The 12,318-nt window shown below is 66.0% G+C and carries 14 protein-coding genes; 3 read left to right on the forward strand and 11 right to left on the reverse strand.

The genetic code is table 11. The features are described 5' to 3' along the window. Positions 1-90 precede the first annotated feature (90 nt). From DCM79_RS15510 to DCM79_RS15560, 11 genes are all read right to left on the reverse strand, one after another. Entirely contained in the window at positions 91-306 is a 216-nt protein-coding gene (locus DCM79_RS15510) for a hypothetical protein (RefSeq protein WP_257180583.1), read from the reverse strand. 155 nt (positions 307-461) lie between these two features. Beyond that, entirely contained in the window at positions 462-1,691 is a 1,230-nt protein-coding gene (locus DCM79_RS15515) for a CaiB/BaiF CoA-transferase family protein (protein ID WP_257180584.1), read from the reverse strand. Between the two features lie 167 nt (positions 1,692-1,858). Further along, a complete protein-coding gene (locus tag DCM79_RS15520; RefSeq protein WP_257180585.1) occupies positions 1,859-3,064 on the reverse strand; it encodes an MFS transporter in 1,206 nt (401 codons plus the stop codon). Between the two features lie 124 nt (positions 3,065-3,188). Next, positions 3,189-3,359, reverse strand: coding sequence for a hypothetical protein (locus tag DCM79_RS15525; RefSeq protein WP_257180586.1), 171 nt, complete (start codon positions 3,357-3,359; stop codon positions 3,189-3,191). A 28-nt stretch (positions 3,360-3,387) separates the two neighbouring features. Beyond that, positions 3,388-3,603, reverse strand: a complete 216-nt coding sequence (locus DCM79_RS15530) for a hypothetical protein (protein ID WP_257180587.1) — start codon at positions 3,601-3,603, stop codon at positions 3,388-3,390. Positions 3,604-3,655: 52 nt separating this feature from the next. Further along, positions 3,656-4,993, reverse strand: coding sequence for a sorbosone dehydrogenase family protein (locus DCM79_RS15535; RefSeq protein WP_257180588.1), 1,338 nt, complete (start codon positions 4,991-4,993; stop codon positions 3,656-3,658). Next, positions 4,990-5,442: a DUF2231 domain-containing protein gene (locus tag DCM79_RS15540; protein ID WP_257180589.1), complete on the reverse strand. Its 453-nt coding sequence runs from the start codon at positions 5,440-5,442 to the stop codon at positions 4,990-4,992. The genes DCM79_RS15535 and DCM79_RS15540 overlap by 4 nt, the downstream gene beginning before the upstream one ends. A gap of 59 nt (positions 5,443-5,501) precedes the next feature. Next, complete coding sequence (locus tag DCM79_RS15545) at positions 5,502-5,831, reverse strand: hypothetical protein (RefSeq protein WP_257180590.1); 330 nt, start codon at positions 5,829-5,831, stop codon at positions 5,502-5,504. Between the two features lie 313 nt (positions 5,832-6,144). Then, complete coding sequence (locus DCM79_RS15550; protein WP_257180591.1) at positions 6,145-6,954, reverse strand: N-acyl homoserine lactonase family protein; 810 nt, start codon at positions 6,952-6,954, stop codon at positions 6,145-6,147. A gap of 11 nt (positions 6,955-6,965) precedes the next feature. After that, on the reverse strand, positions 6,966-7,355 hold the full coding sequence (locus tag DCM79_RS15555; protein ID WP_008557256.1) for a carboxymuconolactone decarboxylase family protein: 390 nt from the start codon (positions 7,353-7,355) through the stop codon (positions 6,966-6,968). 27 nt (positions 7,356-7,382) lie between these two features. Continuing rightward, positions 7,383-8,735, reverse strand: coding sequence for an MmgE/PrpD family protein (locus DCM79_RS15560; RefSeq protein ID WP_257180592.1), 1,353 nt, complete (start codon positions 8,733-8,735; stop codon positions 7,383-7,385). Between the two features lie 247 nt (positions 8,736-8,982). Between DCM79_RS15560 and DCM79_RS15565 the strand changes: the two genes are divergently transcribed. The 3 genes from DCM79_RS15565 (at position 8,983) to DCM79_RS15575 (ending at position 12,317) form a co-directional block, all read left to right on the forward strand. After that, positions 8,983-9,876, forward strand: a complete 894-nt coding sequence (locus tag DCM79_RS15565) for an NAD(P)-dependent oxidoreductase (protein WP_257180593.1) — start codon at positions 8,983-8,985, stop codon at positions 9,874-9,876. A gap of 31 nt (positions 9,877-9,907) precedes the next feature. Further along, positions 9,908-11,302 carry an MmgE/PrpD family protein gene (locus DCM79_RS15570; RefSeq protein ID WP_257180594.1) on the forward strand — a complete coding sequence of 465 codons (1,395 nt, stop codon included), beginning with the start codon at positions 9,908-9,910 and terminating at the stop codon, positions 11,300-11,302. Between the two features lie 79 nt (positions 11,303-11,381). Next, positions 11,382-12,317, forward strand: coding sequence for a branched-chain amino acid ABC transporter permease (locus DCM79_RS15575; RefSeq protein ID WP_257180595.1), 936 nt, complete (start codon positions 11,382-11,384; stop codon positions 12,315-12,317). Position 12,318: the final 1 nt, after the last annotated feature.

A 12,318-nucleotide genomic window follows, 5' to 3' on the forward strand; every position in this document is an offset into this window, starting at 1 on the left:
CTTCGGCTCGAGGCGAGAACGATACCTGGCTACCTCATCTCGCAGCCGGCATGGTTCGCTTTCGATCGAAGTATGGTGGCAGCCGCGGGATCACGCCCGCTGCGGCATCTCGTCGGCCTCTTCCTTGGCGAGCAGCAGCAGCATCTCGATGCCCATCTCGCCTTCCTGCGGCGAGCGGATGAACTTTATTTCGTCGGCACTTTGCCGCAGCGCGGCAATGATGGCGACGGCCTGATTGGCGGTGGCCGCCTCGGTCGCCAGAATGGACTTCTGGTTCTTGGCCTGAAACCCGATCGTGTAGGACATGCACTTCCCTCCCCGAACTCCGTGGAGAGATCGAATCAGAGTCGCGCGCAAAGCGGAAGCCGGTGCGACTACGGACCGGACTTATCTGGGGATGGCCCGCATACCTCAGGCAAGCTCGGGCGTCGCTGCCCTTTCGCCTTGGGGGAAGAAAGGGGCTAGATAATCCCCTGCTGCTTCAGCTCGTCGATCTTCGCCGCATCATAGCCGAGCTTGCCGCCGAGCACCTCCGTCGTGTGCTCGCCGAGCAGAGGCGGAGCGCGGTATTCGGTGATGGGGGTGCCCGAGAGGGTCAGCGCGTTGCGGATCAGCGACAGCTCGGGCTCGAACTTGTGCTGCGTCTTCACCCGCATGCCGCGCGACTGCACGTGCGGATCGGAAAACACCTGCTCGAAATTGTTGATCGGGCCCGAGGGCACGCCGGCCTCCTCCAGCTTCTCCAGCCAATAGGCGACCGGCTGCTTCAGGAACAGGCCGGCGAAGATCGCCATGATCTCCTTGCCGTGCACGACGCGGTCGTTGTTCTTGAGGAAGCGCGGATCGTTCGCCAGCTCCGGCTCGCCGAGCACGGCGCAGGTCTTCCGGAACTGGCCGTCATTGCCCACCACCAGCATCAATTCGCCATCGGTGCAGCGGAACACGCCGGCCGGCATGCCACCATTGCCCCAGGTGCCGCGCCGCGGCGGCGTCTTCCCGTTGACGAGGTAGATCTGCAGCCAGTGCGACAGCGACGCGATGACGGTGTCGAACAGGCAGACGTCGATGTGCTGGCCCTGCCCGTGATTGACGTCGCGATGGTACAGCGCGGAGAGAATCCCGATCGAGGTGTTCATGCCGGTCATGTAGTCGACGATCGAAGGGCCCACCTTCATCGGGCCCTCGCCCGGCTCGCCGTCCATGTGGCCGGTGACGCTCATCAGGCCGCCCATCGCCTGCAGGATGGCGTCATAGCCGGCGCGCGGCGCATAGGGCCCGGTCTGGCCGAAGCCGGTGACCGAGCAATAGATGATGCCGGGGTTGATCGCCTTGATGGTCTCGTAGTCGAGGCCGTAACGCTTGAGATCGCCGACCTTGTAGTTCTCCATGAAGACGTCGACGTCCTTGGCGAGCTCGCGGATGATCGCCTGCCCCTCGGGCTTGGCGATGTTGACCGTGACCGATTTCTTGTTACGGTTGGCGCAGAGGTAGAAGGAATTGTTGTTGTTGGCCTTGCCCTCGGGATCGGCCAGATAAGGCGGGCCGAAGGCGCGTGCGTCGTCGCCGGTGCCCGGCCGCTCGATCTTGATGACCTCGGCGCCGAGATCGCCCAGCATCTGCGCCGACAGGGGCCCCGCGAGCACGCGGGTGAGGTCAAGGATCTTGATGCCTGAGAGCGGCAAGGCCGACATGTCGATTTCCTCCGGGGAACTGATCTTTGGCGCGGCCGCTCGAGGCGGCCCGCGCTCCTGCCGATACCACCATTTTGGCGCCCTGAGCACTGCACTGGCGGCATGCGGCCATCTGTTGCCGGGCACGACGACATTGCCCCAGCACTTTCCGCGCCGCGAACATCCGTTCAGGTGACGGGCGCCGCCACCGCCCGCGGCCGTCGCCGTCCGAGCAGGACCAGGATCAGCACCGTGGCGCAGGAAAATACCAGGGTGAGACCGAGCGCGCCGCGGCTGCCGAACTGCGTGAGCAGGCCGACGAGCAGCGGCGGCGAGATCGCGGAGGCGAGATTGAGCGGCAGCGCGATCATCGACATCGCCTTGGCGAACTCGGCCTGATCATAGAACACGAGCGGGATGGTGGCCCGCGCCACCGCCATCGCGCCGCTGCCGGCGCCGTAGAGCAGGATGAAGGCCGCGACCGCCCAGGTCGCGCCCTCGCTCAGCATCAGCAGCAGCATGGCCGCGGGCAGCGCCGTGCCGGCGACGAGACCGGTCGTGATCCCGTCCCACCGCCCGCCGCCGAGCAGATCCAGCCCGCGGGCGCTGACCTGGATCACGCCCAGCATCGAGCCGAAGGCCAGTGCCTGCGCCGGCGCCAGCCCCTCGGCCCGCAAGAGCTCGATCAGGATGGCGCTGATGCCGAAATTGACGAAGGCGTTGAGCGTGATCGCGGCGACGACGAGGCCGAACGTGCTCCTCGGAATCGCGGGCGGCGGTGACGACTTGACCGGCTCGCCGGCATCATCCGCCACGTTCTTCCGGCGCGGCGCGACGAACGCGTAAAGCGGCAGGCTGACGACGAGCAGCATCGCGGCATAGACGAGGCACGTCCCGCGCCAGCCGAATTGGCCGCTCAGGAATGCGGTGGTCGGCCAGAAGATGCTGCTCGACAGGCCCGTCACCAGCATCAAGGCCCCGATCGCGTTCCTGGCCTGCCGCCCGGCGATCTCGTTCAGCATGATGTAGGCGCCGGTCGACAGCGTGGCGCTGCCGGCGACGCCGAGGACGATCCAGGCGGCGAAATACAGCATCGGCTCGCGCGCGAGGGACAGCAGCAGAAAGCCCGGCGCGGTGACGATGGTGCCGACCATCATGACCGTCCGGGCGCCATGCCGCGCAAACGAAGCGGCGAGCCACGGCGCGCACAAGCCCATCGCGACGTAGAGAACGGAGGTCCCGGCGAACACCGCCGGCAGGCTCATGCCGAGATCGGCGGCAAGATCGCGCCCGACGATGGCAGGAAGCCCGATCGTGCCCCATCCGATCAGTTGCGTGATGGCAAGCACCAGCAGGACCCCGATCAGCCTGCCGTCAGATTTCAAGAATTGCATTCCGGAGGTCGCCTGCCCCGCCCAAGCGCAAAGCGCGCCGGTAGCCTCTCTTACCTGCCGGTTGCGGTCACTGGAATGTCGGTTCCGAAATGGCACCGCGGCGCTAGCCGCAGAGCAGACCGCATCACGCGGTGTGGCCGGGATCGACCTGCTTCGGCGTCTTCTTCTCGCGCTGCGGGGTCATCCTGGCCGGATCCGGCGCACCGGGCACGCCGCGAGGACCCAGCTGCTCGCGCTGGATGTCGTCCTCGGAGCGGGATGGCTCGACGCCGTTGGGCTCACGGGGCTTGGTCATCGCGTCTCCTTCTCGAGCGTTGTCCCTCTTACGCGTTGTCCTGGACGCCGAGCGCGTTGCCGCCAGCCTCGCGGCCGGGCACGCTGACCTGGACTTCATGTCCCTCACGCAGCGCGAGAGAAGCCGCGGCAACTGCGGACTCGAACGCAGCTTCCTTGGTGGCATAGGTATTCCTGACGTCGCCGTCGTGCAGCACGCCCCATTCATCCTGCACCGGCACGATGGCATATTGAGCAAGGCCCATGTCGAACTCCTGAGTTTCAGAAACCGTCTGCCCCGATAACGCGCCGGCGGGCCTAACGTTGCGTCAGTTGCGGATGCGTGGCGGTGACGCGCCACACCGTGTTACCGCTGTCGTCTGCGACCAGCAGCGCGCCCGATTTGTCGATGGCAACGCCAACCGGGCGACCGCGCGCCTGGTTGTCGCCGTTGAGAAAGCCGGTCACGACGTCCTGCGCCGGTCCGCTAGGCTTGCCGTCCTTGAATAGCACGAACACCACCTTGTAGCCGTTCAGCACCTGCCGGTTCCAGCTGCCGTGCTCACCGACGAAGGCGCCGCCGCGATAGGCGGCCGGCAGACCCGAGCCGGTGTTGAACACCATCCCGAGCGGCGCGACATGCGAGCTCAGGGCATAGTCCGGCACGATCGCCTTGGCGACGAGATCCGGCCGCTGCGGCTTGACGCGGGGATCGACGTGCTGTCCGAAATAGCTGTAGGGCCAGCCGTAGAAGCCGCCGTCCTTCACCGACGTCATGTAATCGGGGACGAGATCGGGACCGAGCTCGTCGCGCTCGTTCACCACCGCCCACAGCGCGCCGGTCTGCGGCTCGAAGCTGAGCCCGTTCGGATTGCGCAGGCCGCTTGCGAAGATGCGCCAGCGCCCGGTGGCGCGGTCGACCTCGAGGATCGCGGCGCGGTTGTGCTCGGCCTCCATGCCTTTCTCGGTGATGTTGCTGTTGGAGCCGACGCCGGCATAGAGCTTCGAGCCGTCGGGACTGGCGACCAGGCTCTTGGTCCAGTGATGGTTGATCGGCCCGCCCGGCAGCGGCGTCAGCACCGTGCCCGGTGCGGTGATCCTGGTATCCCCTTCGGCGTAGGGATATCTGACGATCGCATCGGTATTGGCGACATAGAGATCGTTGCCGACCAGCGCGACGCCGAACGGCGAGTTGAGATGGTCGAGGAAGACGCTTTGCGTATCCGGCACGCCGTCGCCATTGCCGTCACGCAGCAGCGTGATGCGGTTACCCGGCCCGGAATCGTTGCCGCCGGAGGTCGCCCAGGACTCGATGAATCCCATGATAAGCTCCTTCGGCCGCTTGATCCCGGCTCGCTTCGGCGCCTTGGATTCCACCACCAGCACGTCGCCGTTGGGCAGCACGTAGAGGAAACGCGGATGCTGCAGGCCGGTGGCGAAGACCTTGACCTGCAGGCCCTGCGCCACCGTCGGCGTCTCGCCTTGCTTCCAGCCGACAATGCGCGCGATGTGGACTGGCGGCAGCAGATATTGCTGGATGTCGGGAAGCTTCGGGTTGGCACCGATCTGCGCCTGGGGATCGCCGCTGCCGTCGTCGCAGGCGGCCAGAAGCAGCAGCGAGGAGCACAGCAACGCACGGCCAATTGAGAATGTCATCGCGCAACTCCCACGCCGTGGCGATAGACCATGGCCCAGCCGAGCCAGCCGGTGACGGGCAGGATCAGCACCGTGATCACCGACAGAACGAGCCCCGTCGGCCACACCGAGGTCCAGCCATCGCGGGCATGGATCAGCGTGTTGACGATCGCGAGGATCAGCGCCACGGCATTTCCGATCAGATGCGGCCAGGCCGGCGTCTGCGCCCGCACCAGCCGGTTGCCGAGGAAATCGGTCAGGCCCGCGATCGCCGCCAGCACGCCGAAGACGACGCCAGCGAGCAGAAGCCAGGCGGAGAAATTCACCCACATGATCTCGGCGCTGGCGACATAGGCGATGTCGGTCACGAGCGCCCCGACGAAGCACGTCATCGGTATCGGCACCAGCATCGGATGAATGGGATGCCCCGCGATCTTCGCGGTCGTGCGCACGCGCACGTCTTCCTGCACGGTCGGCCTCGTGATTTCGTCCTGCCCGACCGGCCAACTCGTGCGCGGCGCGATGGTTCCTAGGTGCGGGTTCCCAGGCGCGTCAGGCCCAGCCGTTGGCGAACCTCGTCATCCTCGATCGTCTGATCCAGGCGCCGGTCACCGCGAGCCTTCTTGCCGGCCTCGAAATCTTCGGCGATCGTCTCGAGCTCCCGAAACGCATCCCCGGCGCTCGGGGCCGTCTCGATGTGGGCGATCGATCGACCGTTGACGGTGAGATCGGCCTCGCCCCAAGGGGTGGCATCGATCTCCAGGCGGTCACCGCCGGCTTTTGCAGTGAAGTGTTGCACCGTGGATTTCGAGGTCGGCAGCGTGAGATCTGGCGTCCAATCGATCGGCTTGTCGGTCATGTCGTGGTCTTTCCAAGATACGACCGACAGATAGACCATCCGATCCGCGCCGGATTGATCTGGATCAGGCTCGACTCTGGATTCGGGCGATCGGCGCCTCCGTGTTGAGGCTTTGGCATGGACGGACCACTGCTGCGTCGGTCGCCACGATCCGGACCTGCACGTCCCTGGGTTTTGCCAGATAGGGCGATGAGACCAGGACATCGGGGCCAGCTCCAGCAATCGATATCCTTTCGGAGCCAAATAGCGAAAGATGTGTCCATCACCCTGGGAGAGACGCTCGACAAGGAGGGGGCGCGTGGTCCTCGCCGTCCTAGGATTGAGCAGGCCCGGACGGCGCCACATCCAAGCGAACCGCGATCCCGGCCAGATCCGGGCGCGGCGCCGGATAAAGCATCATGACGAGCGGATCGTGACCTGGAACGATATGGTCGGCACTGGGCGCTGTGGCGCGCAGCTTGTCGAAGCCGACCAGCATGTCGCCGATATGGAACGCCGTCGTGAACGGACGCTCGCTCGTCATGTTCTCGTAGAAATGGCTGACGTCGGAGGCGAGCACGACAGGGCCGCGGCGGGTGTTGACGCGGACGAATTGCAGCCCGGCGGAATGTCCGCCCGCCGCATGGACCGTCAGCCCGGGCGCGATCTCGGCGTCGCCGTCGTAAAACAGAACCCGGCGCGCATAGTTTAGCCGCACGATCCCGCAGATATCCTCGACCTCGAAGGAATGCGACAGCCGGGGATAGTGCATATAGCGGCCGGTCGCGTAGGCGAGCTCGCGCTCCTGGAGATGAAACCGAGCGTTCGGAAACCGGTCGAAATTGCCGGCATGGTCGTAGTGCAGATGGGTGAGGATCACGTCCTGCACCTCGGCAGGATCGACATCGAAAGCGCGCAGCGTCTCCACCGGGCAGCGCAGGAAAGTCCGCCTGCGCTGCTTGGCGACGTCCGAGTTGAACCCGGTGTCGATGACGAAGGTGCGCCCGCCTCCCCGCACCAGCCACATAAAGTAGTCCATCGGCATCGGCCCGTCATGCGGGTCGCCGCCGATGAAGTGCTCGCTGCGCTGGGCATCGCGCGTGGCGTAGCGGATGGCGAAGAGCTCGTAGTCCGGGGCGGCCATGGGACAATTGCTCAGGAGCCGGCCGCGTCGACCTCGTTGAAGGCCTCGCGCGCGTTGCGGAAGGCGTCGATGCCTGCGGGCACACCGCAATAGACCGCGACCTGGAGCAGGATCTCCTTGATCTCCTCCTTGGTCAGCCCGTTCTTCAGGGCGCCCTTGACGTGCAGCTTCAATTCGTGCGGACGGTTCAGCGCGCCGAGCATCGCCAGATTCACGATCGAGCGCGTGCGCCGGTCGACACCGGGCCGCGTCCACAAGGCACCCCAGCAGAACTCGGTCGACCATTCCGCCATGGTGCGCGTGAACTCATCGGCTCCGGCGATCGACTTGTTGACGTAGTCCTCGCCGAGCACCTCTTTACGAACCTTGAGGCCCTTTTCGAACAGTTCGGTCTTGCTCATGATCGTCCCTTTCAGGTCTTGAGAGCTTTAGTTGGAAGTTGCGTGGTGCGATGCCGGCGGCGGCCGCAGCGATCGCAGGAGAGCGCCGACGTCATCGGCCGCATTGAGCCGCCATATCGCATCGATGACACGGTCCGCGTCCCAATCGCTGCGGCCCGCGCGCACGCCGTCACGCAACTTCGCTTCGATGTCGCGATCCGACAGCGGCGCGGCCTGGCTGCCGCGCGGCGAAATGACGGTCTCGGTGAGCACTTCGCCGGTCGACAGGCGCAAGGTGACACGCGCGGCGCCGTCGGGCATCTCGCGGTCGAGCTCCGCCCTCACATTTTCCCGCAATCGCGCGATATCGGGCCGGATCACGGTCTCCTGCTCGAACTCGGTGACACCAGCCCTTCCGAGGAAGAGTCCGCACGCCACGCAATGATGGATGCTGACGCGCGCATCGCGCGCGTTGTTGACCGGGCGGTCGCCGCGGGCCAGCAGCAGCGCCGAGCCCTGCACGATCACCGATTCGATCTGGTCGACGCGCCCGCCGACTCGCTCGCGCAACAGCAGACAGGCGTCGATCACCGCGTGAAACACGATGCCGGCGGAATACGGCTTGTAGGTATTCTTTGCGATCTCCCAGGTTCTGCCGAGACCATCGAACAGCCGCGTGCGGTCGAGTTCGTCTCCCATGGTGCGCGCCCACCCAAGCGGACCTTCGAGGGCAAGGGGCGCGGCCTCAAAGCCTTGCTGGGCCAGCAATGCGGCGAACAATCCGTTGCGAGCCGCGTTGCCGACGCTGACATTCTTGGCAGCACTGGGAAGATTCTCGACATTGCCGGCCGACTGGCTCGCCGCAATTCCGATCGCGTTCGCAATCCCATCTTCCGAAAGGCCCAGCAGCTTCGCGCACGCCGCCGCCGCGCCGAAAATTCCGCAGGTCGAGGTGATGTGCCAGCCACGCGCATAGTGGTGTGGCGAGACCGCATTACCGATCCGGCACTCGACGTCGACACCGAGAATGAACGCCGTCAGCACCTCGCGGCCCGAAGTTCTGCGCGCCTCCGCCAGCGCCAGCAAGGGCGCTGCGATCGGCGCCGCCGGATGAATGATCGTGTCGGGGTGAGTGTCGTCGAAGTCGAGCAGATTGGCTGAGACGGCGTTGAGAAACGACGCGCACATCGCATCCATCCGCTCCGAATGGCCGATGACGGTCGAGGTCGCCGGGCCGCTGAACGGCGACAAGGTACGCATCGCGGCGGTGACCACCGGATCGCGCGCAGAGAGCAGCGCCGTCGCGAAGAAATTGAGGATCGACCGCCGCGCTTCCAGACTCTGCCCTTCCACCTCCACCCAGGATGAGACGGCGACGAAATCAGCGAGCGTCCTGCTCACACTCGGAATCGGATCTTGCGGCACGCGGGGCGTCTTCCTCGTTTTGTTCGACCTTATGCCGATCCGCGGCAAACTGTCGACCCCAAATGTTATGCTTGACAGCTTGTCTGACAATCATAACAATCAGCCCCGTTGGCGCGGGATGCCCTCGCCGCAACGATTGCGGCCGACGAGCCCGATCGCGAAACGACCGACAAGATCAAGAAGGCGGGCCCCGTCACGGGATCTGCGCGACAGGGAGTGAACGATGGCGGGAGAAACGCTCGGCGTGATCGGCACGGGCCGCATGGGCGGCCCCATGGCGGGACGATTGATGGACGCGGGCTATTCGCTCGTCGTCTACGACACGCAGGCCGAGGCCACCCAACCGCTGGTCAAGCGCGGCGCGCTGCTCGGCAGATCGCCGGCCGACGTCGCCTCGCGCGCCGATATCGTGCTCGCGAGCCTGCCGACGCCCGACATCGTGAAGGCGGTGACGCTCGGCCAGGACGGCATCAGCAGCGGCAACCGCGCCAAGATCGTCGTTGACCTGTCGACCTCGGGTCCTGGCGCGGCCAAGCTGGTCGCGGAGGGCCTGAAAGCCAAGGGCATGACGCTGGTGGATGCGCCCGTGAGCGGCGGCATCAAGGGCGCGGTCAACGGCACGCTGGCCGTGATGGTGTCCTGCCCGCAGGCGACCTACGAGACCGTGCAGCCGATCCTGAAGAACTTCGGCAAGCTGTTCTACACCGGCGACAAGCCGGGCGTAGCGCAGACCGCCAAGCTCGCCAACAACTTGATGGCGGCTGCGGCTCTCGTGATCACCTCGGAGGCCGTCGCGATGGGCGTCAAGGGCGGCGTCAACGCCAAGGTGCTGATCGACATCATCAATGCCAGCAGCGGCCGCAACAGCGCCTCCGAAGACAAATTCCCCCGCGCGGTGCTGCCCGGCACGTTCGATTTCGGCTTCACCACCGGCCTCTCCTACAAGGACGTTCGCCTCTGCGTGGACGAGGCCGAGGCCATGGGCGTGCCAATGGTCTGCGGAGCGGTGGTGCGGCAGATGCTCGCCATCACCAACGCCAAATACGGTGCTTCATCCGATTTCACCTCGATCGCCAAAGTGCTCGAGGAGTGGGCCGGGGTAGAAATGCGCGGCTGATCGCGCAAGCCGTCAGGGAGAGAAACCCGCGATGACGATCGGCTCGACCGGATCAGGCAAGGTATCGCTCGCGCGCCAGATGGCGCGGAGCGCGCTTGCCGTCGATCTCGGCGATTTCGGACCGGATGTCGTCGCCAAGGCCAAGCTCTGCCTGCTCGATTTCCTGTCCTGTGCCTTCGAGGCCGGGCAGCATCCCTGGAGCCGTCAGGCCGTTGCGATCGCGCATGGCGGCGGCAGCGCGACCATTATCGGCACCGCGCAGCTCTGCTCGCCGGCCGACGCCGCGTTCGCCAACGCCGTGATGGGGCACGCCCTGGTGCGCGAAGACATGCACGCCGCCAGCATCGCACACCACGGCGTCGTGATCTGGCCGGCTCTGCTTGCACTGTCCGAGCAGGTGCCGCTGCACGGCGCCAGGCTGCTGGCGGCCGCCATCATCGGCTATGAGACCGGCGCGCGGATCGGCCGCGCGCTTTTGACCTCCGACCTCGCGCGTCTCTACCGCCCGACCGGCCTCGTGGCCCCTCTGGGCGCGGCACTCGCGGGAAGCTATGCGCTTGGGCTGTCCGAGGACCAGGCCACCAGCGCCATCGCGATCGCGGCCAACACCTGCGGCGGACTCAACGAATGGCCGCATGCCGGCGGCTCGGACATGTATTTCCATCCCGGCTTTGCCGCCGGCAACGCGATCAGGGCCATCGGCCTTGCCGCCGCCGGGGCGTTCGGCTCCGAGACGATCATCGAAGGCGAAGCCGGCCTGTTCGCCGCCTACCGCCGCCAGGCCGCGCCTGACGGCATCGCGCTGTTCCCGAACGGCGCGTGCGAAATCATGGCGGTCTACAACAAGCCGGTCCCCGCCTGCAATTTCGCCCAGACTGCCGCGCAAGCCGCGCTTCGCGTCGCGCACGAGCTCACCACCCCCCAGGAGATCGATCGTGTCGTCATCCGCGCGCCGGATGCCGCGGTCCGCTATCCCGGCTGCGATTCCCTCGGGCCTTATCGCAACGCGCTTCAAGCCAAGATGAGCATCCCGTTCAGCGTGGCGGCGACGCTGGCGCGCGGCGAGATCGAGGAAGAGAACTACGCCGGGCTCGATGATGCCGACATTATCCGCCTGGTCGCGGTCACGGAGCTGAAGGCGGATGCCGGCTTCACCGCCGCCTTCCCGGGCAAGCAGGGCGCGGAGGTGAGCGTGCGCCTGCCCGACGGCCGGACCATCCGGCACGCTTTGCCCGACGTCATCGCGGCGACGCCCTCGGATGTCCGCGCACGCTTCCGCGCTGCCGCCGCACGGGTTCTCGGCGAGGACCGCGCGCACCGGCTCGAACAGCTTATCGGCGACTGCGAACATTTCGGCGACGCCAGCGTGATCGCCGCGCAGTGCCGCCTGGACGCAACGGAACGGGCTTTACGATCGGCATCATGAGAAATGCCGGAGAACATGGGGGAAACATGGTCGAGGTGGAGACCAGCTTGAGATCGTCAGCTGCGCGGAGGCCGGGCTGATGGAAGGATTCTTGCAAGCGCTCGCCGCGGGCGTTCTGATCGGCGGCGTCTACGGCCTGATGTGCGTCGGGCTCGGCCTGATCTTCGGCGTCATGCGGGTCATCAACTTCGCCCATGGCGATTTCATGATGCTCGGCATGTACACCGCCTTCTATCTCTTCACCGCGGCCGGGGTCCAGGCGCTGTTCGGCAACACGGTCGGGCCGTTCGTCGCCATCCTGCTGGCCGGCCCGGTGCTCGCCGTGTTCGGCTATTTTGTGCATCTGGCCCTGATCTCGCACGTGTCGGGCACGCGCACCGCCTCGCTCGAAGGCGACGGCCACTACGCCCAGCTCATCCTCACGCTCGGCATCGCGCTGATCCTGCAGAACGGCGGCCTCATCGTGTTCGGCTCGGTGCTGGCCTCGATCCGCACGCCGCTGTCGAGCTCGGCCTGGGAGCTCGGGCCGTTCTTCGACATGAGCATCTTCCTGAACAAGGCGCGCAGCATCGACATGGTCGTGTCGCTCGCGATCATGGTCCTGCTCTCGCTGCTGATCACGCGCACCCGGATCGGCAAGTCGCTGCGCGCCGCCGCGGACAATCCGACCGCGGCGACCTATATGGGCATCGACGTCGATCGCGCGCACCGCACCGCCTTTGCGCTCGGCTGCGGGATCACCGCGATTGCCGGCGGCTTGCTGGCCACCAACTATCCGTTCCACCCCTTCGTCGGACTCGAATACGTCATCGTCATGTATGCCGGCGTCGTGCTCGGCGGGATGGGCAGCATCATCGGCGCGTTCTGGGGCGGCATGACGATCGGTCTCGTGCAGCAAATGTCGACGCTGATCCTGCCGACGCAGCTGCAGAACGCCGCGATCTTCGCCGTCTTCCTCCTCATCATCTTCTTCCGTCCGCAAGGCTTCTTCGGACGCATGGTGGAGAGGACGTGAC

Origin of the sequence: Bradyrhizobium sp. WBOS07 (assembly GCF_024585165.1) — a bacterium.
GTDB lineage: Bacteria > Pseudomonadota > Alphaproteobacteria > Rhizobiales > Xanthobacteraceae > Bradyrhizobium > Bradyrhizobium japonicum_B.